Source organism: Bradyrhizobium sp. CCGUVB23, from assembly GCF_024199885.1.
GTDB lineage: Bacteria > Pseudomonadota > Alphaproteobacteria > Rhizobiales > Xanthobacteraceae > Bradyrhizobium.
In genome coordinates, this window is sequence record NZ_JANADQ010000001.1 from 6,759,928 (window position 1) to 6,785,513 (window position 25,586).

The window sequence follows — 25,586 nt, forward strand, 5'->3', positions numbered from 1 at the left end:
CGGGCGATGAAGAGGAGGCCCGCCTGTTCACGCTGAGGGCCCTTTCTGTTTTGGAGCAACTGCGATCCGAGCAAATTTCTTTAGCGCGGCGTCAATTGCCTTGAGCTGTTGACCGCGAGAAGGTCGTCCCCTCCGTAGCTTAGGTACCGATGGTTTGGACGCTCTGGCAACAAGCCACAGGTCGCTGCCGCAACCGACGCATTCGTAGAATCCTAGGTCGTAACCCTTTGCGACAGGAAAAGCGCCCTTGAGCACTCGGGGTTGGTTACAAATCAGGCATACGGCTTCGCTGCTCACAACAAAACATCCGGAAAAGCGATCTGGCTGCAATCAGCACGATGCTAGCCCGTGAGAACGGGCGGGCTACAATCTGAACAACATCCAGACCATCGCAGCTAACCAAGCGGCAAGCCAAACAACCGAGGCCAGATATCGCTTTAGGAGTCTGAAGCCGCGCCCTAGCGAACCGCGATCCTGTCGTGCGAGTGTGTTGATTATCGCAGCCGCTTTTTGTCGTACTTGCATAGCGCCGGGCGTTAGCGCATTGCGGCCAAACAAAGCTTGCTATGATCCGCCAAAAAATTGAGATTTTGAGCCAGCGTCGCGCCGAAGCTCAGCGCGTCTGAATGCGGAACATCCTTGGTGCGCCTGCTGATCATGCCCGCCTCCAACTCGGCAACGGCCACCATTTGCTGCGACAGGAAGCGGCCGGGCGCACCGTCGATCTGCGGCAGATCGGCAAAGCGCACGTCAACGCCAGCTTCGAGCAGCCGCGACAGGAAAGCGACCGAGCGCGTCAGCCTATCCGATGAACGTGGCCCCGTTAGCCGAAATCGCATAGTGCGGGAGGGGTTGCTTCGCCTAACTTCCCGTCTGGATTGAACAGATCGCCCTGGCCGCGAAACCATGACGCGCTGGGCCCAGGAACGCAGCAACCAAGAGGGACTGCTCGTCAACTCTGATGGAGCAGCTGATGCTCATGAGCAAGCCGGAAGCTCACCTTCAAGATTTGCAGATGATGGAGCGATGCCTTGAAGTCGCTCGACTTGGAGCGAAGAAAGGAGAGCTGCCGTTCGGCGCCCTGATTGTTTCTCGAGGACAGGTCATCGCCGAGGCCATCAATCGTGTTTCATCGGAGAGCGATGTGACGCGCCACGCGGAGCTCGTGGCACTTTCCGCGGCACAAAAGGTCCTCAAACGAAAGCGTCTGCAAGATTGCACCTTGTATTCGATCGTTGAACCTTGCCCGATGTGTTCGTTTTCTTCAAGGGAGGCGCGGATTGGTCGGGTGGTGTTCGCCCTCTCGTCTCCTGTGATGGGCGGATGTTCGAAATGGGACGTGCTGAAGGACGACGGTTTATCGAACAAGCTACCTGAGGTTTTTGGACCTCCGCCGGAGATCGTCTCCGGCCTGTTGGCAGCGCAGGCCGAGCAGGTCTGGAGCCAATGGAACCCGCTCGCTTGGCGCTTCATAAAACGTAGAGGCTGCTTTGGATCGGCGGCGGATTTGCCTGAGCGCCATGAGGCCGCGCCGCGGCCCATCCTTTCGTGGGCCGCCTTGACCGCCTTTTTGGCTGCGCCGGCCGTAGCGGTGAGCAAGGCCTTCCTGCGCTCACGTACGGGTTCGAAAGCTATGCCAAAGCTCGGCCCGCAGTCGGACTCGTGAGCGCGCTGCCGACGTAGCTGTTCGGAATCGCCATCGAAATAACGTTGATCGCACGGGGGCTCGGGCCAGCTATCCTTTTGGCAGCTCGGATTCGCACTTGTCTGGCCGGCGTCGCGCCGTGCGGGCAGCAGCACTGACGGCGGGATCGGACTCGTTCTATTGTTTGAAGTGCAGCAGTCGACGCGGTAAGCGGCCGTGAAGGTGCGGGAAACCGAGGTGAATTCCAAGCCGTTGTTTGGCCCTGCGCAATGCCTTCACTGCAATAACAGCGTCAACGGCTAATCGGCTAAGTCTAGGAAGTTGCCGTGGGTCGCTAACAACTGAACCTCCAATTTCGCGTAGTCTAGGCTTACCCGCGGGTCCGATCTTTATGAGCGCCGCTCTCGGAAGTATGCGATGGGCAGGGTTTAGAACAACGCGACAAGCGGCAAAGGGAATTCTGAATTCGGCAGCAATTCGGGCCACGATTTGCGACTCCATATCAGCTGCGACAGCCCCCGTGGTGGCATGGAAGTCCCGTCTCTCCTCAAAACTTGTCATCGGGGTAGCCACTCCAGCAATCGGAGAGTAGCCGGCGCCCGGGATCATCCGAAGGAGCTCCTGGGCCCAAGGGAGGTCACTTGGATAGGCTTCATCGTTCCCGGCAAACACCGACGAAGCGATGACAACCTTACCCGGTCGGAGCTTCGGATCCAGCCCGCCGCATACGCCAAAGCTTATAATCCCGCGCGCACCTTTTCGGATGGCGTCACGCAAATGAGACGCGGTCCGGTCACCATCAGCGATCATCGCTGCCATCCCCGCTATTCTGGCCTCAATTGCCAGTCCAACGACGGCGATCACAGCCTTCGCGTTGGGGGCGCCAGTCTGATCCTCCTCTGCCTCATTTACGGTCACAAGCAGGGTCATCGCAGGCCTTCTAAAACGAAAGTGTCTCTAGATTTAGCTTGCGATCCCAAGCAAGGTAACTTGCGGGCTGTGCGCTTGTGCGAAATCTATGTAGGTGTGCTTTCGCAGCCACTAATCGTGGATGAGGCAAACAGCGCGGCCCCCTCGGTGATTTTCAGGCAAGCGCCGCTCGCGTGTCGCCACAGCCAGCCGAGAGCGACGGCGCGCTCGATGCTGGTGCGGAATTGCTCACCACTGCGGCCAGCCGTCAGAAATGGCTCATTGACGCGTTCGGCGAAGATACGGCCATCCTCCACCGCTTGCCGTTCGCGATCCTGCGCGCGGCGGTATCGAGATCGGCGAAGGGCTGCCACTCGACGAATTTCATGCTGCCATCGTGACCTCGAGTGCGCTTTGCTCCTTGGGGTGGGCATCGGGATAAGCTTGGCCATCTTTCGAAGGTTCTGAGCGGTGGCTCCGAGGGGCGAACTCGTCACGCGCGCCGTTTGGGCCTCGTAAACGTAAACGGTCGAGCTTGCGAATACGCTTGAGTGCGCGAACAGCATCTCGATCTTCTTGCGGAGCCGGCGCGAGGTGCGTCCTTCCCACGACTTTGCGATCTGCCGCGCCATGTCGCGAGCGCCCTCATAGATTGAGCGCGGTATTCTCCGTGACGGCTGCTTGGGGCAACAGCGGGATTTCAATGCGCATCCATCGCAATCGCGCTTGCTGGCGACATAAAGCATCGTGGCGCCGTCGTTCAGGCCGGGATATTCGCGGGCGTAAATGATGTGGCCACCGTTGGACAGCAAATAGGCGGCGGGATCGGCGCCACTAACCCAAAAGGATTACTTACCTATTTTCTCCTGCGCCGGTGGCGGCTGCGCGTAGGCTACAGTTCTGAGGGGACCCTGCGATGCTGGACAAGACCACCGACGGACCGGCGACGACATCTGTCAAACTCGGATGGACCGGCGTAGTCCGCTTCATCCACATCACTTCGCGCGTGCGTGGAGTTTAATGATCTTTGTTGCCTTTCTGGGAGCTAGATCGTGCTGTGAGGATGGCGCGTGCGAATGTTGTGACTGCGGAGGCAACGCCGCTGGCCGAGCGTTCAAGGTTCGACGATGTCCACCAGCTCTGACAAGACGATCCCACAAGCTCCGGTCTGTGAGACGTGCGGGCGGTTGATGATGTTGTTGGCCGTACTGCCAAGGATAGGCAACAGGCCGTGCGTGCGTGTGGACAAGTGCCTTCCGTGCGGAAGAATACAGGCCGTCTACGAGAACCAAGTCTGACTTGAATGCCGTCCCGATGGCAACGTGCATGGAGTGATGTCGCTTCAGCGCACACGTAGGCCACTTTCAGCATCAAAAACGAATGTGCGTGACGGCGTCAGCGAGACACCGATGCGCTCGCCTTGCCTGCCGGCAAACTGCTTAGGGGCCTTCACGGCGATGAAGTCATTTTCGTCTTTGACTGTCACAAGCGTGTGGTCGCCGATCAGCTCGTTGGCGTAAATTTCGCCCTTCAGATCCCCCTTGTCATGCTCAACGATCGTGCAGTCTTCAGGCCGCACGCCGAGGACGGCCTTGGCGATCCTGCCTGACACCGGTGACATCAGCCGGGCTCCGTGGCCCATGAAGGCCCTACCGTCCAGAGCCCCATGGATGATGTTCATGGGCGGTGAGCCGATGAATTGGGCGACGAACAGATTGGCAGGATCGTTGTACGTGTTCACCGGCGTATCGAGCTGCTGCAGAACTCCCTTTTCCAGAATCGCGACCCGGTGGGCCAGGGTCATGGCTTCAATCTGGTCGTGAGTGACATAGATTGTCGTGATGCCTAGCGACTGCTGCATGTGTTTCAGTTCGGCGCGCATGTGACCACGAAGCTTGGCATCGAGATTTGAAAGCGGCTCATCCATGAGAAACACCGACGGGCGGCGGATGATGGCCCGAGCCAGCGCAACCCGCTGACGCTGGCCTCCGGATAGCTCTCGGGGGTAGCGGTCGAGTAGGGTCTGGAGTTGAACCTGGGCGGCAGCCTCCTTGATCGCGGCGGTACGCTCAGCTTCGGGAACGCGGCGAACCTTGAGCGGAAAGCCGATGTTCTCGGCCACGGTCTTGTGCGGGTAGAGCGCGTAGGACTGAAACACCATCGAGATGTCGCGGTATTTCGGCAAGATGTCGGTAACATCGCGGTCGCCGATCAGCACGCGGCCGGCGGTGGCCGTCTCGAGGCCGGAGAGAATGCGGAGCGCGGTGGTCTTTCCTGAGCCGGAAGCGCCGAGCAGCACCAGGAATTCTCCCGGCGCGATGTTTAGATTGAATTCCTCGAGTACCTTCACGGTACCGAAATATTTCCGCACTTTGTCGAAACGGACCGGGACCTGGCGAGCGGCGCCTGAAATCGTCTTGTTCATCCGCTCATCCCTTGACCGCGCCAAGCAAGACGCCTTTGGCGATATATCGCTGCAACACGACAGCCATGATGATCACCGGAAGGATCATGATCATGATAATGGCGCACATCTCCCACCAAAGAATGCCCCGCTCGCCGGTGTTCTTGGCGGCAACCATGATCGGCATGGTCTGGGCTCGAGCGGTCGTGAGGAAGATCGCAAAGAGATACTCGTTCCAATTGAGAATAAGCGTCAGCAGGGTGGTTGCAGCGAGCCCTGGACGGGTCAAGGGCAACACGATGTCCCAAAATATTTCGAAGCGTGATGAGCCATCGAGTTGTGCCGATTCCTCCAGTTCAACGGGAAGATTCGCGAAAAAATCATGCATGAGCCAAACGACGATTGGCAAATTCGCTACCGCATAGACGATGATAAGCGCGAAGTGCGTGTCGATCATGCGGACCGACTGAAACATCATGTAGACCGGAATAATGACTACGATCGGTGGCAATATGCGTTGAGATACGATCCAGAACAGAATGTCGTTATTTCCGAGCGCGGACTTGAAACGCCGCCCTAAAGTGCGGGCAAGAAGAAAAAAAAGGGCGAGGGCAATGGAGCCTGAAATCGTCCAATGAACATCGAAGTAATTGGAAGCGACGATGGCCGAGAGGGCCAGCAGCACAAACACCACGATGTTCCCGAACTTCGGCTTGTAGCTAATGCGCGCCAGTGCGTAGGCAGCCATGGATCCGACCGCAATGCAAAGCGCGGTGGCGCCGAAACTGATCACAAAGGAATTCGTATAGGCAAGGTAGACCTTGCAGATCTGCGGCTCCATTTTTTCGATCTTGACCAACGGCGAAAGAATGAAGGCGAACAGATTGTAGACCAGCAGGAAAAGCTGGCGGCCGACGGAATAGGCATCGCAATAGGGGTCTGTTGCGAATTGCGCAATCCAGCCCTTTAGCGTCGGCTGGAAATCGACAAAAGGGATAAAGAACGGTCCGTTGTTGACGGTCCCGGCATCCTTGAAGGCCGTAATGACCACCCAATAGATCGGAAAGAGCACGAACAGCGACCAAAACAACAGGATAGCGGAGGCCACAAGGTTGGCCATAAGGGACATCTTGCCCACGGCAGGCGGTTCGAACAATCGCTGTCTGAAGGACCGGTCCCTGGAAATCTTGGAAGTCACCCCGCTCATGCCCGCGCCTTGCGTAACCGTTTGAGGACCACATAGTTGAAGAACGAGGAGCACACGACGACGGTCAATATCAGGAGAAGATATGCCACGGCAGCAGAATCACCCATGTCATTGGCGCGCCAAAGAAACAGAGAATGCAGTGTCATTGACTCGGTTGCTATCCCGGGCCCTCCGGCTGTCATGATATTTGGCAGATCCACGATTTTGAACGCCTCGATCATACGAATGAGCATGACGGTTGCTGCGACTGGAAGAATTTGCGGCCAGGTGATTTCGCGGAAGATCTGGAAACTGGAGGCGCCATCGACCTGAGCGGCCTCGACATGATCCTTGGGCACGTTCTCCAGAGCGGCAAGCAAAACGATGAAGATGAAGGGGATCCATTGCCAGGAGTCCCCCAGGATAACGAACCAGCGAGCGGCCCAGGCATCGGTTGACCATGCCCAATTCCCGAGACCGACCAATTGCCAGAAGGGCTGGAACGGACCTTTGGTCACATCGAGAATCATCTTGAAGGCATAGCCGACACCGAGCGGAGTAATCATGAGGGGGATGAAAAACAGTACCCGAAAGAAATTCTTGCCGATAACGGGCTGCGAGCACAGGAAGGCCAACATCAGGCCGATCACGAATTGGATGGAGCAGCCGGCGACAACATAGAACAGGGTATTGAGCAGCGTGCCCCACTGGTTACCGGAAAGCAGGGTGGCGGCGAATAGAAGCGCAATGAACATGGCCATGGCAGCGCTGATCAACCGCCCGGCCAAGCCGATCCAGGTGGTTCCCTTGACGACGGCGCGATAGAGCCACCACAGCAGAGCGCCAGCAGTCACGAGGCTGAATACCCAGCCGGCGATGCTCATGCTCGTGAAGCGGCCAAGGAAGTGAACCTGCTGGTTGCCGATAAATTGGGCCGCGAAGTTCTCAAACCAAACCGTCCGGAATTTGAGACCGGTGGCCGTGAACCTTACATGACTGATCGCAAAGACGATCGTGTAGAAGGTTGGGAAAATCGCAAAGAGCAGGACAAGCGTAACAGCCGGAGCAATGAAAAACGTTCTCGAATGGCGGTCCAACCACTCGCCCCAGCTTTCACCCCGAGAAAATCCAGCCGGGGAAATCCCCGGCTGGCTCGTAGTGGTCCCATCAGACATTAGGCTCGCTCACTTTGCAGGTCCGACAGCGAGTGCCATCTGCTTGATCTGCTCGTCGCGGCCGAAGTCTTTGGTGATCTTTTCCCAACCGGCCTCAATGTTCTTCAAGGCCTCGTCCACGGTGATCTCGCCAGCCATATAGCGCGCCAGCTCGGTGTCGAGCACGACGGCGGTGTACTGCTGCGCACCGGGGATCTTGAGGTCCGAAGACATGTTGGGGTTGTTGAGGGCATCGTTGATGGCGCCCATGTAGTTTTTGGCAAGGCCCTCATCCATGCCGGATTTCACCCAAAGGTCCGTGCTCTTGAGCTGGCTGAGGCGGTATGGGTTGAAGCCTGTCCAGCCCATGGTCACGTCGACGTTGGATTGCTCTTTCTGACTTATGAACGACAAGAAGTCGTAGGCCGCCTGCTTAACCTTGGGGTCCGACTTGGCGTTGACGGCGCCGCCCCAGCCGCCAAAGGCGGAGAACGGAGCATAGTTGATGCCGTCGATCGCATTCGGTGCAGACTCTTTGCTGACAGGAACAAGCTTGCCGGTGTTGCGGTCCAAAACTTCCTTCGAACCCACATTGGTGGCGTAGAGCTTGTTCTTGATCACCTTTGCGTCGTCTTCGAGCTGGAGCGGGCCCGGATCGCCCCATTCGATCAGGAGGCCGCATCGGCCCGACTTGAACAAGGAACGGGTGTCGCCGATGTCCATATTTAGTTCTTCAGGCGGTCCGTATTTGCTTGTCTCTTTGTAGAGTTCAAAGGCCTTCTTCCAGCCGGCATTGTTGACAAGGGGCTTCATTGTGGCGTTTTCGAACTGAAAGCCCTGGGCTGTACCCTGAGTCTGAACGAACGTCGAAGCGATCGTCTGTACGGCGAAATAGCTCTGCGCGTTCCGCTTCTTGAAGATGCAGGAGCCATAGCCTGGCTTGCCGTCGCCGCTCATATCCTGGCCGTTGATTGCCTTGGCAATGGCGAGATAGTCGTCCCAGGTCTTGGGCGGCTGCAGATTGTTTTTTTCCAGGATGTCCTTCCGGTAATAGACCATCTGGAAGTCGCCATCGACCTGAATCACCATCGTATGCCCGCCGATCTTCTGGGCAAATTCGCGGAAATAGGGCGCGATGTCCTGGAGGTCGATCTTCTTGTCCTTCTCTATGTAGGGATCGAGGTTTTCGAGCAGCCCAGCCGCCGCGAGCTCGACGCCCCAGCCGGCGGCGAAGACGGCAACATCAATGGAATTCGTTCCCGTGGACCAGTCTTGCTGAACCTTCGGGAAGATCTCAGCATACGGCACTTCATTTACGATGATCTTGGCGCCCGTCAGCTTCTCGAATTCCTTGCCGCGCTGGGACACTGCGCCGGCGATGACGGGTCCCGGGCGCGTCAGGATGTTGATCGTAATGCCGTCATACTGGCCGGCACCGGCGATGCCCGACCACCCGCACAAGGCGACAGCCGACGCGGCAGTTGCCGCAAGCTTTCGAATGTCCATAGGTCCCTCCCGTGTACATTTGATTGAAGTGCCGAGCCTAAGCCCACGCAATTCGTAGCCTACAGCATTTCGCTGTCCGGAAAAGCCTGTGCATTCTTAATACGGTGATTGGCGCGCCATCCTGCCGGCCTGGAGCTGGTGTGCAAGCGCAGCAAGACCGAGTGCAGACATGGTCATCAGCACCGCGGCCGCCGAGAAATGGTCCTCGACCTCGCAGCCAACCTGGGCCTCCTTCATCGGCAACTGGCCAACCAACCGCCATTGAGGAAGTGCTGGCACGTTTCGGACAACTGCTTGCCGATTTTCCCGAAGTCATCGAAGCCTATCTCACCACCGGCGATTGCGATTACCTCGTGAAGGTGGCGGTCGAAGGCACCGCGGGCTACGAGCGCTTCCTGCGTGGAAAGCTCTATGGCATTCTCAACGCGCGCTGAAGGTGAGGCCGGCGCGCTCCTCCAGACGCTTGCACAACGCCGGCCCCATCAGCGCGCCCGGTGTCCAGATGCCGCCCTCGCCTTGCACGTCGCGCACGAGGCAGAGAGCGCTCTCGGCGATCATCTTGCTGGTCGAGCCGTAGCCCGGATCGCGGTCGCCCGTGACTACCGCCTCGACGTGTCTGCCATCCGGGAGCTCCCCCAGGAAGAGGATGTCGTAGAAGCCCCTCTCGCGCTCTTGCCGAGTCGGGCCGGCGCCGGGTTTGAGACCGCCGGTCCGGAGCAAGGAAACCAGTGTGGCAAACGTCTCCGTCGTCACGCTTGCGATTTCCCCAAATCCCGGCGCGACCATCATCTCATCGTAAACGAAGTCGGTGCCGTAGGGATGATCCAAAAGGAAATTTGTGCGGTGCACGTTCTTGGTGTTGATCGGCGCCATGGGGAACGGCACGAGCCACACCTTAGTGCTGGGGTCGTATTCGGGGATGAGACCCGACGGTTGAGACGGCCCGGTAAACCCCGGCGTCAACGCGAAGGGATCGCTCAACAGCCGGATCAGGGTCGGGTCGCGTGCCGCGGAGGCGAATGTCGCCTGAGCACTTGCCGCGGTGCCGCCAGACATGCCGCCTCTCACCTTGCGCAAGCGGGCCTTGACCCGCCGCGCAGGGCGCCCGAATTTCTCGCGCGCCTTCTCCTGCAACGTGAGCACGCCGAGATCGAACGGGATGGAATCGAAGCCGCAGGAGAAGACGATGCGCGCGCCGGTTCGTTTCGCCTCTTCGTGATGGGCGTCGATCATGCGCCGCATCCAAACCGGCTCGCCGCACAAATCAACATAGGCTGTTCCCGCGGCAGCGCAGGCCGCCACGAGCTCGGGGCCGTGGAGCTGATAAGGCCCGACCGTCGTGATGATTACGGTCGCACGCTCGCACATCGAACGCAGGCTGGCCGGCTCGGCGGCATCCGCCGTGACCAACGGCAAATCGTCCGGTGCGCCGATATCGGCACGCACCTTCTGGAGCTTGTCGGTCGAGCGCCCCGCGATCGCCCAGGATGGCGCATCGTCGCCGCGATAGGACGCCGCGAGATATTCGGCGATGAGGCGGCCGGTGTAGCCCGTCGCGCCATAAACGATGAGGTCGAAGTCCCGCTTCACGACGTTGATCCTCCTCGCGACCCCGCAGCGCAATCTTCAGATCTGTATGTAGTCGTAGGCTTCGCGGCCACTGTCGTCAGGGGCCGTGCAACATGCGCTACCACGCGGGGCGCTAACCCTGACTCGGACCGGCCTTCCGCCGGCAGGATCGCACCGGCTTGCCGGCGCACTCATTCGATCACCTCGTCCGAGCTGAGCCTAGGGTCCGCCGCTTCATTGAACCCTCCCACGGGGTCACGGAGGATACCACAGTTCCAGCCTTGGAGTGCGCAACGTCCGGATGGGGTCAATCGCGTCGCTTTTGGCCTGTTTGCCGGATGTCTGCTTATTCCCTGACAGCGGCGGAATAGCGGACATCCCCAACCGCTGCTTGGGCCAACAGGCGACATGGGTCGAAGCCCTTGCGCCCAAGTGTCACAGGCTTATGTGAGGAGCGGCGAGCACTCGCTCATTGCGACGGCCAATCCAGCAATAATCACAAGAGAGGGGAGGATCGCATGAAATTCCGTCCGCTTCACGACCGCCTCGTGGTCAAGCGCATCGAGGCCGACCAGAAGACCGCTGGCGGCATCATCATTCCCGACACGGCCAAGGAGAAGCCCTCCCAGGGCGAAGTGATCGCCGTCGGCCCCGGCGGCCGCGACGAGAGCGGCAAGCTGATTCCGATCGACGTCCAGGTCGGCGACCGCGTGCTGTTCGGCAAATGGTCGGGCACCGAGGTCAAGATCGACGGCCAGGAGTTGTTGATCATGAAGGAAAGCGACATCATGGGTGTTCTCACCGACGTCGCCGGCTCCAAGAAGGCGGCCTGACACTGACCGTCGCAAATGCTCACCCCTGAGGAGCGCCTGCCTATGCTGCCTCGCAGGTGAGAGACGAATTTCAATTCGGGGAGGACAAATATGTCAGCCAAAGAAGTCAAATTAGGGGTCGATGCTCGCGACCGCATGCTGCGCGGCGTCGAGATCCTCGCCAATGCCGTGAAGGTCACGCTCGGTCCGAAGGGCCGCAACGTCGTCCTCGACAAGTCGTTCGGCGCACCCCGCATCACCAAGGACGGCGTTGCCGTCGCCAAGGAGATCGAACTCGAGGACAAGTTCGAGAACATGGGCGCGCAGATGGTGCGGGAAGTGGCGTCGAAGGCGGCGGATGCTGCCGGCGATGGCACCACCACCGCGACCGTTCTCGCCGCCGCGATCGTCCGTGAAGGTGCCAAATCGGTTGCCGCCGGCATGAACCCGATGGATCTCAAGCGCGGTATCGACCTCGCGGTCGACGCGGTCGTTGCGGACCTCTCGAAGAATACCAAGAAGGTCACCTCGAACGAGGAGATCGCCCAGGTCGGCACCATCTCCGCCAATGGCGATGCCGAAGTAGGCAAGTTCCTCGCCGATGCCATGAAGAAGGTCGGCAACGAGGGCGTCATCACCGTTGAAGAAGCCAAGTCACTCGAGACCGAGCTCGACGTCGTCGAGGGCATGCAGTTCGATCGCGGCTACATCTCGCCCTACTTCGTTACCAATGCCGACAAGATGCGCGCTGAAATGGAAGACGCCTACATCCTCATCAACGAGAAGAAGCTCTCCTCGTTGAACGAGATGTTGCCGCTGCTCGAGGCCGTGGTGCAGACCGGCAAGCCGCTTGTCATCGTGGCTGAAGACGTCGAAGGCGAAGCGCTCGCCACGCTCGTCGTGAACCGCCTGCGCGGCGGCCTGAAGGTCGCGGCCGTCAAGGCGCCGGGCTTCGGCGATCGCCGCAAGGCCATGCTGCAGGACATCGCGATCCTGACCGGCGGCCAGGCCATCTCGGAAGATCTCGGCATCAAGCTCGAGAACGTCACGCTCAACATGCTCGGTCGCGCCAGGAAGGTGATGATCGACAAGGAGAATACCACGATCGTCAACGGCGCCGGCAAGAAGGCCGACATCGAGGCGCGCGTGGCCCAGATCAAGGCGCAGATCGAGGAGACCACCTCGGACTACGACCGTGAGAAGCTCCAGGAGCGTCTCGCCAAGCTCGCCGGCGGCGTCGCGGTGATCCGCGTCGGCGGCGCGACCGAGGTCGAGGTGAAGGAGCGCAAGGACCGCGTTGATGACGCGATGCATGCGACCCGCGCGGCCGTCGAGGAAGGCATCGTTCCGGGCGGCGGCGTCGCCCTGCTCCGTGCCTCCGTGCATCTCAAGGGCATCCGGACCAAGAACGACGACCAGAAGACCGGCGTCGAGATCGTGCGCAAGGCGCTGTCCGCGCCGGCCCGCCAGATCGCGATCAATGCGGGCGAGGACGGCTCCGTCATCGTCGGCAAGATCCTGGAGAAGGATCAGTATTCGTTCGGCTTCGACAGCCAGACCGGCGAGTATGGCAACCTCGTCACCAAGGGCATCATCGACCCGACCAAGGTGGTTCGCGTCGCGATCCAGAACGCAGCCTCGGTCGCGGCGCTTCTAATCACCACCGAAGCCATGGTCGCCGAGCTGCCGAAGAAGGCCGGTTCCGGCCCCGCAATGCCCCCGGGCGGCGGCATGGGTGGCATGGACTTTTGAATCCAGCCGTTCGGCGCTCAAGGAAAAAAGGTCCAGCAGCGATGCCGGGCCTTCCCGGACTAGCTACCGGTCCAACTCGACGACAACAGCTGGATGGAGATGACCCATCAGCAGGGCTCAAGCGGATACGTGCAGCAGTTCGCCGATCGTATTTTCGCCGAGCGTGGCGTCCGCTTAGGGCGCGCGGCAATGATCCAACCCCGGCTAGACGAAGCGCCGCCCGAAGACATACTTGACGAGGGAGACTGCAGTGGCAGCACGTCCGTTCCGGGTCAAACTGCGACTTGGCGGGGGCGGCTGCTGGTGCAAAGCGGACGTCTGACGAACGCGCGAGTTCAGCTAAGGGCGGACCCAGGTGAGGTACGCGAGCATTGAGATGTCTATCGACACTTGCCATACCGGAGTATACTTGCCGCTGACGGCAGCCGCTCATGGGCGGCCTGGAGGCCTCTGATGTCATTCCTCAAAGGCAAGGCGCTGTGTTTGACTTCTTTGTGCCCGACGACGACGTGCCGCCGCCTGGGGTCACGGTAGCGCCCCCGCGCTAGCGCGCCGCGTTTGCCAATGCATCGACGACAGCCGGGGATCCTAAATTCCCGAGGGGCGTAAGTTCGCCTGGTCCCAAGCTTTGATCGGTCGAATACACGTGTTGCGCTCAAGCGGTCGATGCTAATCGCGGACCGATTGGGGAGACCGCACGGCTCATGAAGACATTGCTGCTGTTCCTGGTTTATGTGCTTGCTGCCGCGCGGGGAGCCATCGCGCAAGAGACACAGTGTGACCGCGAACGCGCCGCCATGGTCGAAACCATTCGCGTTTATGCTCGGTCCTATGTCAATGTCCTGGGGCAGCAGGGGCTGTCGGAGAGAGTCCTTGGGGCGATGGGGCAAACGCAGCGCCATCTGTTCGTCCCCGAGCGACACTGCTCCATCGCGTACGCAGACGGGCCGCTTCCGATAGGCCTCGGCCAGACCATATCGCAGCCGTTCATCGTGGCCTTGATGACTGAGCTGGCTGACGTTGCGTCCGATGGTGTTGTGCTCGAAGTCGGTACGGGTTCGGGCTATCAGGCCGCCATCCTTGCGCACCTGGCGCGAAAGGTCTGCACCATCGAGATTATCCCGCAATTGGCCGAGACAGCCGCCAAGACCCTCAAGGATCTCTCGTACGACAATGTGAGCGTCCGGCTCGGCGACGGCTATGCTGGCTGGCCGGAATGCGGTCCTTTTGACGCAGTCGTCGTGACCGCCGCGCTCGGCGAGGTGCCGCCGCCACTGATTGAGCAGCTCAAAGTGGGAGGCCGACTGGTGATGCCGGTGGGCCCGGCTTACACCACTCAGACCCTCACCGTGGTCGAAAAGACTGGCCCTGGCGAGACGACCAAGCGTGCCATCGGCCTTGTGCGCTTTGTACCCTTTACGCGTTCAAAAGATTGAAAGCCAATCAACGTTCAGTTCTGGAGCGCGCGCTCGTGGGCCAGATGACCAAAGCCTTGTGGGAGTGCATTTTGGAGAACGGCAGCTTTTGGCGCGAAGCGGACCTTCTGCGGGATGCGCACGTCTGCGACGGGCCACTTCCGGACTCATGCTCCGCAAACAATAACTTACTCGATGGGCAGGCCATTGAACGGTCTCAGTCAGTAACCGCAGCGGTCCTGGTTAAGCGGTTCAAAGCGTTTGGGGAGGCTACTTTCCACCCTAAGCTCCCCTGCGATCCTGGTTACCAAGCACACAGCGCCATGCCGCCAGGCGCTCTGCCGGATGCTGGTTCATCCACTCGGCGAGCTGTGGCGCCCCCATCAGGCAGGACTGCATCGAGATGTCGGCGAAGTCCGAGGTGGTGACGATCTGCTCGTGGCAATCTGTCGGAGAAGAGAGACTGCAGAGCACGGCGATGACCTTGATCACGACAGGGGACCCCCGTCGCTGCGATGGGCTTTGGTGCCGCTGACCGTATGACTTATCGATGCCTTGTCATGCTGCTCCCTAACCGGATCAGCCGCCGGGAAGATGCTGTCATATATCGCGCGGGCTTCTCGAACTAAGCGGGCTTGCTCGCGCTCAGACTTTGAGACAAATCGAATAATCTCGCCCATATTGAATGCTCCTGCTACTATCAAGAGGGACCATTCCCTTTATGGCGAAGAATAGGCGCGGCCTTGCTATTCAATCTGTGATGCGTCTCACCATGCGCAGCGTGCTTTGAAAGACTTCGGGGAGCAAACTTCAATTTACTAAACGAGCCTACTGATCGCGAACGCAGCAACGAGAAACACTCCGATAATCAATGCTGGCATGACGTGATCTTCCTTCCTCTCACGTGGACAACATCTGGCTCAAAGCACGCCAGTTCCTCGACTGCTCGTGTTGATATCGGAGGGTGATTTTTCTATCTGTGACAGAAATCACGAGCGCCCCAGCAGTCAGCGTTGGCTACGAAACTCGTGGCAAGAATGATCTTCTTTTGTGGGGTGTCGGCTTGGGGGCAAGCTGCGACGTGCGGGAGAGGGCCGCTTCTGGCGCAAAGCGGACGTTCCACGTGCGCCGGATTTCGCCGATGGGCCACAAGCGGTCATCAGGCACGTTCGGCATTCTTTGGGCGGCCATACGCCTCCTCGATCATGAGGGCGGAGAGCGCAGCATAGGCCGCGGCCCAGGCCTCGGCAGTTTCAGCCGTCCAGGCGTCGCCCAGCCCCTTCTCCAAAGTCCACAGCAGCGCAGAGCCAACAATGGGGTAATGCTCAGGCTTGGCGCCGTATGCGATATGGCGTTTGGCTAGCGCGGCTGCCGCCGGCAGCACCGATTGAAGGTCGGCTAACCCATTCACCGCCAGGGCCAGGGTCGCCATTAGCTTCCGGCGCTGCTCAGTCATCTCTGCCGGAAACATCGTCTTTAGCTGGGGGGCGAGTTCGAATAGCCGATTGTAGAACATGATCCCAGCCTGATCGACGATAGTCGCGATCTTAGCGAAGCTCTCCTGCACGAGCTTGATCTGTTCGGGTGTTATCTGCTTCTCACTGGCCGGCATTAGTTGCTCCGCAACAAGTATTTTGTGTTTGAACCGATCGCCGGGCCCGGACTTCTAGGCACGATTCCGATGTCCCTTGTCGGTTCGCGATCGACCCGGTGATGGACCTCTACGAGGAAACAGAGTGCCGGAGTTCGCATCGCGAACCCCGGCGTAAATTCACGCGGTCTCAGTTTTTTTTACGCGCTCGTGAGCCCGCAACTCACCGGCAAGCCGTTCGACAACATGTCGAAGACGGGCGAATAGGCCTGCGCCATCTCGATCAACTCCTGCTTTCTGGAGTCGTCGCAATCGGCGTCGATGTCGAAGAGGACGCGGATGTTTTTAAAGCCGCGGCGGACATCCTTGGAAAGTCCGAGAAAGCCCTGCAAGTCGATGTCACCTTCCAGCCGTGTGGCGATGTCCTTCACCACAATGCCGCGCGCCGCCGCGTGATAAACCAGAGCACCAGTCAAGCAACTGGCGAGCGCGTGCAACACGTACTCGCCCGCATTCGGCCCGCGGTCCTGAGACAACAGCACTTCCGGCTCGTCGCTGACGAGGGAAAACGGCTGTTTGTGCCGCATCTCCTGGCCGACGCCGTAGAAGTCGTCGATGCGCGAATGGTTTTCGCCGCCGCCAATCCACTGGTTGGAAAGCCTGAACTGGAAGCTCGCAAGAGAAGCATCGGCTTTGATGGCTTCGATGGTGGCGGACAATTTCCCCGTATCAATGCCGTTCACGGTTGTGCTCGTGGGTGCCGTTGAGTCCGCCGCAGACTGTTCCGCCACAGGCGAATGACATTCAATCACTGTAGTCATGTGTATCTCCTCGAACTTTCCAAGTTGCATTACATCGCCTACGGGCGATCTAGGCGCACGGTGCGTGCGGCTTTCGTGGTGATACTTAAGTCATTCGAAGCGACAGCTGAATGATTGCGCTGCCGGACTTCTTGCTCGTGCATCCAGAGTTGCTATCATCCCTGCCTGATCGCTGCGTTAGCGCCAAAGGCCTAATCGCGGGCGGGCAAATGTCGAAGGTCATGTCCATGAGCACGGACGCATTGTCCGATGTCCTCTCCGCCGTCCGCTTATCAGGGTCAGTCTTTTTCGATGTGACCGCAAAATCGCCATGGGTTGCGGAAGCGCCGCCTGGAGCGCAGATCGCTAACGACGTGACGCCCGGCGCCCAGCACGCAATCGAGTATCATGTCGTTACCCAGGGTTCGTGCTGGATATCGCTCGTCGGCGACGCCGGATTCGAGCCGGTCAAACTGGAGCAAGGGGACATAGCTGTCATTCCGCATGGCGACCCGCATGCGATATCAAGCGCACCGGGCATGCGCGCTAAACCTGACCTGGACATGCACCGCAGGCCCGAGGATAGCAACGCGTTGCCCTTCGCGCTTCGAACCGGTGGCGAGGGTGCGAGCGACACCCATGTGATTTGCGGGTTCTTCAGTTGCGATGTGCGCCCGTTCAATCCGCTACTTGATTCACTGCCGCGATTCATGCGGCTACGGCGTGACGCCTCACAAACGTCACATAGCCTACTCGACCAATTCATCCGTTTCGCCTCCGCCGAAACGGGCAACAAACGCGCCGGAAGCCAAAGCGTGCTCAACCGGTTGTCGGAACTGATGTTCGTCGAGGTGATCCGGCTGCATATGGATCAACTAGCGAACAACAGTACCGGCTGGCTTGCGGGATTACGCGATCCTCTGGTCGGTCGCGCACTGACGCTATTGCACGCGCGCCCTGCGCATCCCTGGACTCTGGAGGAGCTTGCAGCGCAAGTCGCCGCCTCGCGCTCAACGCTGGCAGATCGATTTTCTAATCTGGTGGGCTATCCGCCGATTCAGTATTTGACCCAATGGCGCATGCAGATTGCCGCCAAGCGCCTAGCCGATCCCGGCGTCAAAATTGCCGCTATCGCTCATGAAATCGGCTACGAATCCGAGGCCGCATTCAGCCGAGCATTCAAAAAATTTGTCGGCCGCTCCCCGAGCCAATGGCGATCGGCCTCTTCCTGAGCAGCAACATCCAGAATGTCCGCTTCGGGCAAGGAGTGGAAGTCCTGGCGTTCCCTGCTCCATGTGCGGTCTGCCCCTGAGGCAAACGTCTGGGATCGAGGTGTTATGTCGGCTGCGGGCCGAACGCGGAAGTCTCATTTTTGGTCAGCTGGGCGAGCGGCGTGGGCGGGATATCGGTTCCAAGCGCCTTTAGTTCGGAGATAGAGCAGACTTGCGCGTATTTTATCTGCTACGGGATGGCGCGCGTTCTTGACTGCCGAAGACCAGTGCAATTCCGCCGAGTATCGCAAGCGAAGATATGGAAAGGCGAAGGGAGATTGCTTCTCCTAGCACCAAGGCGCCTGCCAATGCCGCAATGACTGGAACGCTCAGCTGCACCGAGGCGCCTTGCGCTGGCGTGAGCCCCGGGAGCACCGCGTACCAGACCGTATAGCCAAGCCCGGACGCAACTGCGCCGGATAGGATTGCACAGGCGAGCCCGATGGCGGTGATGTGCGTGCCAAACGAAAGGGCGCACAAGAAAAGACAGATTGCGATTGGAAGGGAACGCAGGAAATTGCCACCCGTCACGCTAATGGGATCCGCAACGCCACGGCCGAGCAAGGAGTAAGCGCCCCACGCAACGCCGGCAGTCAGCATGAGGCAGGCGCCCATTACGGACGGTGCCGATGCACGGGGAGCTACGAGCGCCGCCAGTCCGGCGACGGCAATTGTCAGTCCGAACGACTGCAAGGCGGATAGACGTTCACCGCGAACGAGCCCATAGCCGACCATTGTAGTCTGAACCGCGCCAAACAAAAGGAGCGATCCCGTACCGGCTGGTAGGGAGACATATGCAAAGGAGAACGCGGCCGCATAAGCGAATAGCGCAACAGATGCTGGCCACGATCCCGCTGGCTGTTCAGCCTTCCGGCGAAGCGAGAGGATGATGCACAGTACGCACGCGCCTGACGCGAGCCGGACAAGGGTGAAGGTGGCAGGATCGATCGCGGCCTGAGATAGGGCTAACCTGCAAAGCACGGAATTTGCCGCAAACGCAGCCATCGCCAAACCGGTTAAGGCGATTGTCCAGGTTGTGATGCGAGGCCGCTGCATTCGTCATTCACCTAAGCGAGACCGCAGGACCGATCTGCGCCGGTGTCATTGCAATTGTTGTATTGAGTCTGCACGACCGACCCGTCACCTGGGTACGGCACGCGTCGCCTGGCGAGCCTCGCGCCGCGACAACGGCATCGTGTAGGTTATCGCGGTTCCGACCACGCAATCTTCTCCGCTTGCGTTGCGGACGACGGTCTCCAACTTGCAGATCGGCTTGTCGTCCCGGACGTGCTCGACTTTGACGCTTGCGGTAATCGTCTCTCCGACCCGTACGGCCTTGACGAAACGCCAGTTTGTTTCGAGAAATACCGTGCCCGGTCCCGGGAGATCTTCGGCAACGACGGCGTTCATGAGACCGGTCGTGACCCCGCCCTGTACGATAAGCCCGCCAAAGGGTGACGCGGTCGCCAGTTCCACGTCGTAATGGACAGGGTTCTTGTCGCCCGTCATCTCGGTGAACATTTCGACATCGCGCATCGTGGTCGTGCGGCTCCTTTCAGCACGGCGACCTGGCACGGGTCGGCCGGCCAGCGTTCGGGTCCAGGGTGAGTCGGTCGACATTTCTCGTGCTCCTATGCTGCGAGGGACGGTTGTTGAGACAAGTTCGCGATGTGATTGGCTTCCGCTTTCATTGCCGCGCTCAGATCGGCATGAAGCTGCTTGACTTCGTCGAGGTCCCACGAGAACGAGGCAATCGCATCGGTGGCGCGAACAAGCGGCAAGGACAGTTCGTCGCGCTCGCGCTGGTAGCTCTCAAGGCCGCGGATGCCGCCGTCGATGATCCCTCGCGACAGCAATTGCGCATCGCGAAGGGCGTCCGTGATTCCGTGCGCGGTCAGGGGGTCCTTGAAATAGCCGGCATCGCCGACCAGAGCCCACCCTGCACCATGACATTGTCGAAGGTAGCTCGTTGCGCCCGCAAAGCTCCGCAGGCGGCCGACCAGCGTGGCTCTGCCAACGTTGGCGCGCAGCTCGGGAAAGCTCGCTGCCAGCACCTGGAGGAAGCCGCGCATCACATCGCCGCGAAATGTCGCGACAAATTGAGAAGCCGGAACCGCCGCGAAGACGCAGTGAGCAGCGTTCGTTGGAATCACCCCTGCCGCGGCATTCCTTGCGAAATGCCAATGCAGGCCATCGCTGTTCAGGTCTGCAAAGTAGCCAAAAACGATGCCACAGGCATTGAAGCCTTCGACCAGTGTTTTTGAATTGACGAGCTGCGCAACGGTCGACTGGCGGCCGTCCGCACCAATGACGATATCCGAGCGGACGGTCATGCACGCACCGCTGCCATCTCTCAGCGAGGCGCCGATGACCCGGCCGTTCGATGCAAATTGCAACTCGGAAAGAGCGGTCCCATGGCGAACCGCCGCGCCGGCTTCGCGGGCTGCATCGGCGAGCAACGGATCGAGCACGGTGCGTCGCGGCGCCAACAGGAAATCGACGCCGTGATCCGGCTTGATATCCACTCGAACGATCTCGTCGCCATAGTGAAACGTGGTCGATCGAATCGCAGGTGTTCCCGCCGCTGCAAACTTCGGAATCAATCCCCATCGCTCGATCTGCATAACCGCGGACCGCATCAGGGCGTGCGTCGACATCGTATCGGCGCCATAGGGCTGCCGATCGACCATCAGGACCCTTGCACCCGACCGGGCCAGCAGGAGGCCAGTGGCCGCGCCCGCGCAGCGTGCGCCGATAACTACCGCGTCATAATGTGAGTCGAGATCGTGAACACCGTTCATGGCAATTGCTCTCAGGCAGCAGCGCGATTGAGGTTCTGGCTCAGATGGGCGGCGAGATCCGCAGCATCGGCGCCCGCTCCGTCGATGAAAGACGACTTGCGCCGGCGCATGAATGGCAGGCCCATGACGTACATTCCCGGCGCAGAAACTATCCCGCCGTCGTGACGGATGCGTCCCTTGCGGTCGAGCACGGGGACGTCCAGCCAGGAGTAGTCGGGGCGATAGCCCGTCGCCCAGATCACCGTACCGATACCGGCACGGATCAGGTCCAGGCAGAGCCTGGTTTCCGACCCGACATCCGTCGGCTCAAAGCGATGAGGCGGGGCAAACTGCTGCGCCAGTCCGCTCGTGTTCACCCAATCATCGATGCTGGCGAGAAGACGGTTCATTTTCAGATCGGCCAGCGCGCAATGATTGGCGAGCGATCCCGAAAACTGCGCCTTGCCGTCACAAAGTCCGACAAGGCGACCCACGAGCTCGACGCCCGCCTTGCGCAGGCTATTGAGATCGACCGTGACGCGCTCAGGCGTTCCGATAAGCTGTAGCGACGGCAGTCGCCGTGCCCTTTCGATATCCTCGACCATGGTGTCGTACCGAACATCCATGGCACCGATAGCGTCCATCCACCACTGGATATCCCGTCCGCGGTAGGTCCGCGGCAGCCGGACGTGCTCTCCGACGCAAAGCACGACTCTGCGGCCGGCCGCTCGGATCTCCCGGGCGAGCTGAATGCCGCTTGCTGAGGCACCGACGATCATCACGCCGCCATTAGGCAGGAGAGCGGGATTGATGTATTGCAGCGGGGTGAGGCTGGTCACGGCGGCAGGCAAACCCGCAGCTAGCGACGGGATCGAGGCAAGGTTGCAGGCGCCGGTTGCGATCACGAGCTTGCGGCAGCGCCATGGACCAAAATTGGTTTCGACCGCGTAGCCTACCTCCTGCTGCCTTACCCGGGTGACGCGGGCTCCCCGCGCAATTGGAGCACACGAAAGCCTGGCGTATCCCTGCAGGAAACTGACGACCTCCGACATCGTCATGAATCCGTCGGGATCATCACCGCGGTAGGCGTATCCTGGCAGTCGAGTTTGCCAGTTGGGCGTCAGAAGGCGCAGCGAGTTCCACCGCTCCGTCAGCCATGAGTTGGCTACCTCGCCGCGCTCAAGGACCATGTGGTCGATCGAACGCGTGCTCAGATGCCAGCTCATGGCCAATCCGGATTGGCCGGCGCCTATAATGATGGCGGTCGCGAATCCCAAAGCGCTCGCTCCTTTTTCTCCAACCGTCGTCCTCAGTTGACGGTCACGAAGACGTTCGTCGGATTGGTCACGATGTCGAATACGGCCGACCGCTTCTGCGATTGAGCTACCAACGCTTTGATATCGTCTTCGCTCGCATCGGCGCGAATATCGAAGTGGACGCGAATGGCGCCGAAGCCATTGCGCACCTCGTCGTCGATGCCCAGGATTCCCTGAATATCCATGTCGGCCTCGAGTGACGCCCTGACCGAATGGAGCTGTATGCCGCGGCGCTGGGCAATCGCAGCAACACCCGCCGTGAGACAGCTCGCGAGTCCGGAAAGGACAAGCTCGACAGGAGTCGGAGCACTGTCTTCGGCGGCAAAGACCTGCGGGTGATCTGCCTCGACGGTGAACGTCTTGTTGCGGGACTGCTCGGCTCCGAGCCCAAAGAAACTGCCAATAGCGGAGCGGCTGTGCGTGCCATTCACCCATTCGCAGCTCGCTCGCCACTTGAACTGAGCCGCCTCAGGCGCTTGCTCAAGTGCCATACGGGCACCTAACAACGCCTCGACGTTGACGCCATTATTGATTTTCGCGCTTGCACTCGTCGTCGTCATCTTGTTCTCCTCTGGTGATAAACCCGAGGTAAGATTCGTAAATCTTCCTCTCACTCGGCTCTTGCGGGCTTTGCGCTCGCCAAATGTCAGATCGATTTACGCGCCCTGGCCCGCGCATGCTTGAAGCCGGCATCCGGAATTTCTTTAGATGCCGTGGATTTTTTGCTGAGGCAAAGGGCAGCGGGGCGATCACGCAGCGCTCTCAATCGCGTGAAGATACGGGGAAAGAACAGATCGCTTCCAAGCTGCTGCGCTGCTCGCGATTTCGATCGATAGTCCGACTTCGAAACTCCGCGGCTCCTTTAAAAGGGGCCGCCTTCCTGGGACCTCGCCGTCAGGCGGGATGGGTCAAAACGCGACGTGGCTACGCGGGTGTACGTCCTAAGCTCGAGGCTGCGAAATACCTGCATTACTTAGACCGCGAATGAAACGATCGAGAAGGTCCGGATCGTTGCAATAAAAAAGTTCCTGACGAGCAGTTTCAGTAGTGTAGCCGGGCTTACGCCGAAGCAGGTCAGTAGCAACAGCTTCCGCTTGTGTCTTATCACCGAGAATGCCTAGTGAAGCGGCCAGTGGGGCGAACGCTTGATATGTCGCATTGCTCAGTCGAGTTGCCCGTCGTGCGAACTCGACTGCTATATCGTACTCGCCTAGAGAGAAGTGAGTCCAAGCGCGAACGTGATGGAAACTCCAAAGATGGCTGTCCCGTGGACTGAGCACGGTCGCGCGGTCGAGCAAGGTCTCAGCATCGGTCTCTCGGCCATGCCACAGCAAATTAAAGCCTTGTGCAAAATAGGCCTGGGCAAAACTCGGGTTTAGCTCCAAGGAAAGATCGAGAGCCGCCAGTGCTTCGTCGTTGTGACGAGTTAGGCACAGGACCCGACCTAGGACACATTGGCAAAAGCAATCAAGGTCGTCGAGGGCTACTGCCGTTTGCGCCTGCCGCAAAGCGGTTTCAAGCCGCGCTAAGCGGTCTCTCGGTTCGTCTAGAAACGCACGTTGTACATTTACGTAGCTGAGAGCGCCATGCCCCCGAGCAAAGTATGGATCTTCCGCGATGGCACGCTTGAAATAGGTTTCAGCAGAATCAAATCCCGGAGTAGTAAAGCGCCACAAATTCCATAGACCGCGCTGGTAGCAGTCCCATGCGTCGAGGCTTTCGGGAGGCTTGCGGGCAGCGAGTTGCTGCTCGACCTTGGACAACTCGGGTTCGATCGTTGCAGCAATCTGCCTCGCCATCTCGTCTTGAATATCAAAAATGTATTCAAGCTGCAGATCATACTTGTCCGACCACAGTTGCTGCCCGTCCGCTGCCCGGACTAACTCCGCCGTTATCCTCACCGTGTCGCGATTTTTTCGTACGCTGCCGAGGAGCACATACCTTACGCTCAGCTGTTCGCCTATCTCCCGTGCGTCGACCATCCGCCCTTGGAAGCCGATGGTTGAGTGTCGCGAAATGACCGACAGCCACCTGTTCCGAGCGAGAAGACGAATGATATCTTCCGTTAGACCGTAGCTAAAGTAATCGTTATCGGGGTCATCAGACATGTTCCCGAACGGCATTACGGCGATCGACAAGCGCGCAACAGCCTCGGCCCTGACTGTTTCCGAGACGATGTTGTCGAGGTTGGACACCTCGGTCGCGACGGAAACAGTGGTGGATTTGCTTTCCGAACCGATACTTCGCTCGCTAGCACGCTGAGCGTTCGCTTCCGACGCTGAGACTGTTTGAACGTGTCCGACGAATCGGAAGCCACGTTTGTGTTGTGTACGAATGAGCGACTGGTCGTTGCCGTTATCACCAAGCACCCGCCTGGCTGCGTTAACTCGGCTGCTGAGCGCTGCTTCGGAAATGATTCGACCGTGCCAAATGGTTTCAATCAACTCATCCTTACTTACGATCCGATCATGGTTACGCACCAGATGAACAATAAGGTCGAAGACCTGAGGTTCGATATGAATGAACTCGCCACGCCTGCGCAGCTCCTGCTGGCTGAGGTCGATCTCGAACTCGGCGAACTGGTACTTCAATACTGCCTCCGGCTCTGGTGATGACGCGATCCCAATGCATCGCTGCCGTCGAGATATTCATGCACGGGCCACGCAGTGGTCTGTCTCGTGAGGTTGGGTTCGGTGATCACCGCTTCCGGCGGCACCCCACCATTGTCCGTACAAACGGACGCGGTATCCACTGTCCTTGCTGTCCCAATCGCGGTTGGCGACTGCTATTCCGTCCGTGTGTGAGCAGCATGGCCCCTTGCCACTTTTGAGGCTCTCGAACCAGTGATTGAGTTCGGGGCGGTTATGATCGTGAGCGTGCGCTGCGAAATGCGAGGCCAGCAACACGATCAGTGTCGTCGCCGCGTTGGCGGCCATCAAAGGCATCTTCGTCATCGCAGTTTCTCTAAGCAAACAAGAGATTAGCGCTGCAATATCCGAAATGAGGTTAGTTCAAACTGCGCGGGCTCCCCGATGTGTGAGCCGGTCACTTGTTGCACCAATTCCAGACTAGTTGGACGGCTTCTAAAATCCCGCTCGTTGTTACGTCTGCGATGCGGACACTGAGGTTCAAGCGGCGGCGGGGTCAGGTAAGGGTCTCACAAGCGGCGGTCGGGGCGCGCACACCCCCGGCGGCCGGTTTACCGCCGACAGCCGACATCACAACGGCTCAAGCGCTGTTCGGCTTGGGGCCATAACTGGAAATCGGCCGTTTTAGCGCGGCGCATCTCGCCGTCCCTGCGCGTGGATTCGCGGAATGGGGAGGTGAAAGCGCGCTGCCAGGCGACCCATCGGGAGGGCGCGACCGCGTTGCAGCAGAAGTGAGTTTGCACCGCCGCAATCATCTCGATCAATCACGGCCGGTCCGCCAGGCCGCATAGGATGCTTCAGCTGCCGGTCTCGATTGAAAGGAGATTG

Annotated in this window: 24 protein-coding genes and 2 pseudogenes; 7 read left to right on the plus strand and 19 right to left on the minus strand. The window is 59.5% G+C overall.

All coding sequences use genetic code 11. The annotated features are described in order from the left end of the window. Window positions 1-638: 638 nt before the first annotated feature. Window positions 639-806 (minus strand): annotated as a pseudogene (locus NLN62_RS31295) (recombinase family protein); the annotation flags it as partial. Between the two features lie 167 nt (window positions 807-973). On the opposite strand from NLN62_RS31295, the gene NLN62_RS31300 reads away from it, so the two are divergent. Continuing rightward, a complete protein-coding gene (locus tag NLN62_RS31300; protein WP_198031921.1) occupies window positions 974-1,666 on the plus strand; it encodes a nucleoside deaminase in 693 nt (230 codons plus the stop codon). Window positions 1,667-1,822: 156 nt separating this feature from the next. On the opposite strand, the gene NLN62_RS31305 is transcribed toward NLN62_RS31300, so the two are convergent. The 7 genes from NLN62_RS31305 to NLN62_RS31335 form a co-directional block, all read right to left on the minus strand. Beyond that, on the minus strand, window positions 1,823-2,575 hold the full coding sequence (locus tag NLN62_RS31305) for a hypothetical protein (protein ID WP_051390157.1): 753 nt from the start codon (window positions 2,573-2,575) through the stop codon (window positions 1,823-1,825). Window positions 2,576-2,661: 86 nt separating this feature from the next. Further along, window positions 2,662-3,300: a transposase gene (locus NLN62_RS31310; protein ID WP_254113765.1), complete on the minus strand. Its 639-nt coding sequence runs from the start codon at window positions 3,298-3,300 to the stop codon at window positions 2,662-2,664. 596 nt (window positions 3,301-3,896) lie between these two features. Continuing rightward, the gene (locus NLN62_RS31315) at window positions 3,897-4,979 is read right to left on the minus strand and encodes an ABC transporter ATP-binding protein (RefSeq protein WP_051390158.1); all 1,083 of its coding nucleotides are present in this window, start codon (window positions 4,977-4,979) and stop codon (window positions 3,897-3,899) included. A 4-nt stretch (window positions 4,980-4,983) separates the two neighbouring features. Beyond that, the gene (locus tag NLN62_RS31320) at window positions 4,984-6,078 is read right to left on the minus strand and encodes a carbohydrate ABC transporter permease (RefSeq protein WP_245288251.1); all 1,095 of its coding nucleotides are present in this window, start codon (window positions 6,076-6,078) and stop codon (window positions 4,984-4,986) included. Between the two features lie 83 nt (window positions 6,079-6,161). After that, window positions 6,162-7,319, minus strand: a complete 1,158-nt coding sequence (locus NLN62_RS31325) for a carbohydrate ABC transporter permease (RefSeq protein ID WP_254111372.1) — start codon at window positions 7,317-7,319, stop codon at window positions 6,162-6,164. A gap of 9 nt (window positions 7,320-7,328) precedes the next feature. Beyond that, window positions 7,329-8,804 carry an ABC transporter substrate-binding protein gene (locus NLN62_RS31330; protein WP_027527343.1) on the minus strand — a complete coding sequence of 492 codons (1,476 nt, stop codon included), beginning with the start codon at window positions 8,802-8,804 and terminating at the stop codon, window positions 7,329-7,331. Window positions 8,805-8,900: 96 nt separating this feature from the next. Then, entirely contained in the window at window positions 8,901-9,041 is a 141-nt protein-coding gene (locus tag NLN62_RS31335; RefSeq protein ID WP_254113887.1) for a hypothetical protein, read from the minus strand. A 32-nt stretch (window positions 9,042-9,073) separates the two neighbouring features. Here NLN62_RS31335 and NLN62_RS31340 point away from each other — a divergent pair, with 32 nt between their 5' ends. Next, entirely contained in the window at window positions 9,074-9,238 is a 165-nt protein-coding gene (locus NLN62_RS31340; RefSeq protein WP_371260562.1) for an Lrp/AsnC ligand binding domain-containing protein, read from the plus strand. On the opposite strand, the gene NLN62_RS31345 is transcribed toward NLN62_RS31340, so the two are convergent. After that, entirely contained in the window at window positions 9,225-10,394 is a 1,170-nt protein-coding gene (locus NLN62_RS31345; protein WP_254111373.1) for a trans-acting enoyl reductase family protein, read from the minus strand. The two genes, NLN62_RS31340 and NLN62_RS31345, sit on opposite strands and share 14 nt — an antisense overlap. 497 nt (window positions 10,395-10,891) lie before the next feature. Between NLN62_RS31345 and groES the strand changes: the two genes are divergently transcribed. The 4 genes and pseudogenes from groES to NLN62_RS31365 all read left to right on the plus strand — a co-directional run bounded on the left by groES (window position 10,892) and on the right by NLN62_RS31365 (window position 14,373). Then, the gene (gene groES, locus NLN62_RS31350) at window positions 10,892-11,206 is read left to right on the plus strand and encodes a co-chaperone GroES (protein WP_027527345.1); all 315 of its coding nucleotides are present in this window, start codon (window positions 10,892-10,894) and stop codon (window positions 11,204-11,206) included. 90 nt (window positions 11,207-11,296) lie between these two features. After that, window positions 11,297-12,937: a chaperonin GroEL gene (gene groL / locus NLN62_RS31355; RefSeq protein ID WP_254111364.1), complete on the plus strand. Its 1,641-nt coding sequence runs from the start codon at window positions 11,297-11,299 to the stop codon at window positions 12,935-12,937. Window positions 12,938-13,018: 81 nt separating this feature from the next. Next, window positions 13,019-13,312 (plus strand): annotated as a pseudogene (locus tag NLN62_RS31360) (hypothetical protein); the annotation flags it as partial. Window positions 13,313-13,641: 329 nt separating this feature from the next. After that, a complete protein-coding gene (locus NLN62_RS31365; RefSeq protein ID WP_254111375.1) occupies window positions 13,642-14,373 on the plus strand; it encodes a protein-L-isoaspartate(D-aspartate) O-methyltransferase in 732 nt (243 codons plus the stop codon). Between the two features lie 261 nt (window positions 14,374-14,634). Here the strand turns inward: NLN62_RS31365 and NLN62_RS31370 are convergent, their stop codons facing one another. From NLN62_RS31370 to NLN62_RS31385, 4 genes are all read right to left on the minus strand, one after another. Continuing rightward, a complete protein-coding gene (locus tag NLN62_RS31370) occupies window positions 14,635-14,844 on the minus strand; it encodes a hypothetical protein (RefSeq protein ID WP_254111376.1) in 210 nt (69 codons plus the stop codon). Beyond that, window positions 14,841-15,032, minus strand: a complete 192-nt coding sequence (locus NLN62_RS31375; RefSeq protein WP_084801830.1) for a hypothetical protein — start codon at window positions 15,030-15,032, stop codon at window positions 14,841-14,843. Before NLN62_RS31375 ends, NLN62_RS31370 begins: the two co-directional genes overlap by 4 nt. Before the next feature lie 479 nt (window positions 15,033-15,511). Continuing rightward, window positions 15,512-15,943: a globin domain-containing protein gene (locus NLN62_RS31380; RefSeq protein WP_254113767.1), complete on the minus strand. Its 432-nt coding sequence runs from the start codon at window positions 15,941-15,943 to the stop codon at window positions 15,512-15,514. Window positions 15,944-16,143: 200 nt separating this feature from the next. After that, complete coding sequence (locus NLN62_RS31385) at window positions 16,144-16,764, minus strand: OsmC family protein (protein WP_254111377.1); 621 nt, start codon at window positions 16,762-16,764, stop codon at window positions 16,144-16,146. Window positions 16,765-16,874: 110 nt separating this feature from the next. Here NLN62_RS31385 and NLN62_RS31390 point away from each other — a divergent pair, with 110 nt between their 5' ends. Continuing rightward, a complete protein-coding gene (locus NLN62_RS31390) occupies window positions 16,875-17,975 on the plus strand; it encodes an AraC family transcriptional regulator (protein WP_254111378.1) in 1,101 nt (366 codons plus the stop codon). 222 nt (window positions 17,976-18,197) lie between these two features. Here NLN62_RS31390 and NLN62_RS53655 read toward each other — a convergent pair whose 3' ends face one another. The 6 genes from NLN62_RS53655 to NLN62_RS31420 form a co-directional block, all read right to left on the minus strand. Then, window positions 18,198-19,070 carry a DMT family transporter gene (locus tag NLN62_RS53655; RefSeq protein ID WP_371933047.1) on the minus strand — a complete coding sequence of 291 codons (873 nt, stop codon included), beginning with the start codon at window positions 19,068-19,070 and terminating at the stop codon, window positions 18,198-18,200. Between the two features lie 84 nt (window positions 19,071-19,154). Then, window positions 19,155-19,634, minus strand: a complete 480-nt coding sequence (locus NLN62_RS31400; protein ID WP_254111380.1) for a MaoC family dehydratase — start codon at window positions 19,632-19,634, stop codon at window positions 19,155-19,157. A gap of 11 nt (window positions 19,635-19,645) precedes the next feature. Continuing rightward, the gene (locus NLN62_RS31405; RefSeq protein ID WP_254111381.1) at window positions 19,646-20,815 is read right to left on the minus strand and encodes an NAD(P)/FAD-dependent oxidoreductase; all 1,170 of its coding nucleotides are present in this window, start codon (window positions 20,813-20,815) and stop codon (window positions 19,646-19,648) included. 11 nt (window positions 20,816-20,826) lie between these two features. Further along, complete coding sequence (locus NLN62_RS31410) at window positions 20,827-22,071, minus strand: NAD(P)/FAD-dependent oxidoreductase (protein ID WP_256575986.1); 1,245 nt, start codon at window positions 22,069-22,071, stop codon at window positions 20,827-20,829. A 32-nt stretch (window positions 22,072-22,103) separates the two neighbouring features. Then, window positions 22,104-22,670: an OsmC family protein gene (locus NLN62_RS31415; protein WP_254111383.1), complete on the minus strand. Its 567-nt coding sequence runs from the start codon at window positions 22,668-22,670 to the stop codon at window positions 22,104-22,106. Between the two features lie 381 nt (window positions 22,671-23,051). Continuing rightward, window positions 23,052-24,701: a winged helix-turn-helix domain-containing tetratricopeptide repeat protein gene (locus tag NLN62_RS31420; protein WP_254111384.1), complete on the minus strand. Its 1,650-nt coding sequence runs from the start codon at window positions 24,699-24,701 to the stop codon at window positions 23,052-23,054. Window positions 24,702-25,586 lie beyond the last annotated feature (885 nt).

Excerpts from the sequence above, each read along its gene's own strand:
- NLN62_RS31335 (WP_254113887.1), bottom strand. The coding sequence starts at position 9,041 with ATGAAGGAGGCCCAGGTTGGCTGCGAGGTCGAGGACCATTTCTCGGCG.
- NLN62_RS53655 (WP_371933047.1), bottom strand. The coding sequence starts at position 19,070 with ATGCAGCGGCCTCGCATCACAACCTGGACAATCGCCTTAACCGGTTTG.
- NLN62_RS31315 (WP_051390158.1), bottom strand. The coding sequence starts at position 4,979 with ATGAACAAGACGATTTCAGGCGCCGCTCGCCAGGTCCCGGTCCGTTTC.
- NLN62_RS31400 (WP_254111380.1), bottom strand. The coding sequence starts at position 19,634 with ATGTCGACCGACTCACCCTGGACCCGAACGCTGGCCGGCCGACCCGTG.
- NLN62_RS31385 (WP_254111377.1), bottom strand. The coding sequence starts at position 16,764 with ATGACTACAGTGATTGAATGTCATTCGCCTGTGGCGGAACAGTCTGCG.
- NLN62_RS31325 (WP_254111372.1), bottom strand. The coding sequence starts at position 7,319 with ATGTCTGATGGGACCACTACGAGCCAGCCGGGGATTTCCCCGGCTGGA.
- NLN62_RS31375 (WP_084801830.1), bottom strand. The coding sequence starts at position 15,032 with ATGGGCGAGATTATTCGATTTGTCTCAAAGTCTGAGCGCGAGCAAGCC.
- NLN62_RS31330 (WP_027527343.1), bottom strand. The coding sequence starts at position 8,804 with ATGGACATTCGAAAGCTTGCGGCAACTGCCGCGTCGGCTGTCGCCTTG.
- NLN62_RS31305 (WP_051390157.1), bottom strand. The coding sequence starts at position 2,575 with ATGACCCTGCTTGTGACCGTAAATGAGGCAGAGGAGGATCAGACTGGC.
- NLN62_RS31320 (WP_245288251.1), bottom strand. The coding sequence starts at position 6,078 with ATGGCCAACCTTGTGGCCTCCGCTATCCTGTTGTTTTGGTCGCTGTTC.
- NLN62_RS31415 (WP_254111383.1), bottom strand. The coding sequence starts at position 22,670 with ATGACGACGACGAGTGCAAGCGCGAAAATCAATAATGGCGTCAACGTC.
- NLN62_RS31300 (WP_198031921.1), top strand. The coding sequence starts at position 974 with ATGCTCATGAGCAAGCCGGAAGCTCACCTTCAAGATTTGCAGATGATG.
- NLN62_RS31390 (WP_254111378.1), top strand. The coding sequence starts at position 16,875 with ATGATTGCGCTGCCGGACTTCTTGCTCGTGCATCCAGAGTTGCTATCA.
- NLN62_RS31405 (WP_254111381.1), bottom strand. The coding sequence starts at position 20,815 with ATGAACGGTGTTCACGATCTCGACTCACATTATGACGCGGTAGTTATC.
- groL (WP_254111364.1), top strand. The coding sequence starts at position 11,297 with ATGTCAGCCAAAGAAGTCAAATTAGGGGTCGATGCTCGCGACCGCATG.
- NLN62_RS31310 (WP_254113765.1), bottom strand. The coding sequence starts at position 3,300 with ATGCTTTATGTCGCCAGCAAGCGCGATTGCGATGGATGCGCATTGAAA.
- NLN62_RS31365 (WP_254111375.1), top strand. The coding sequence starts at position 13,642 with ATGAAGACATTGCTGCTGTTCCTGGTTTATGTGCTTGCTGCCGCGCGG.
- groES (WP_027527345.1), top strand. The coding sequence starts at position 10,892 with ATGAAATTCCGTCCGCTTCACGACCGCCTCGTGGTCAAGCGCATCGAG.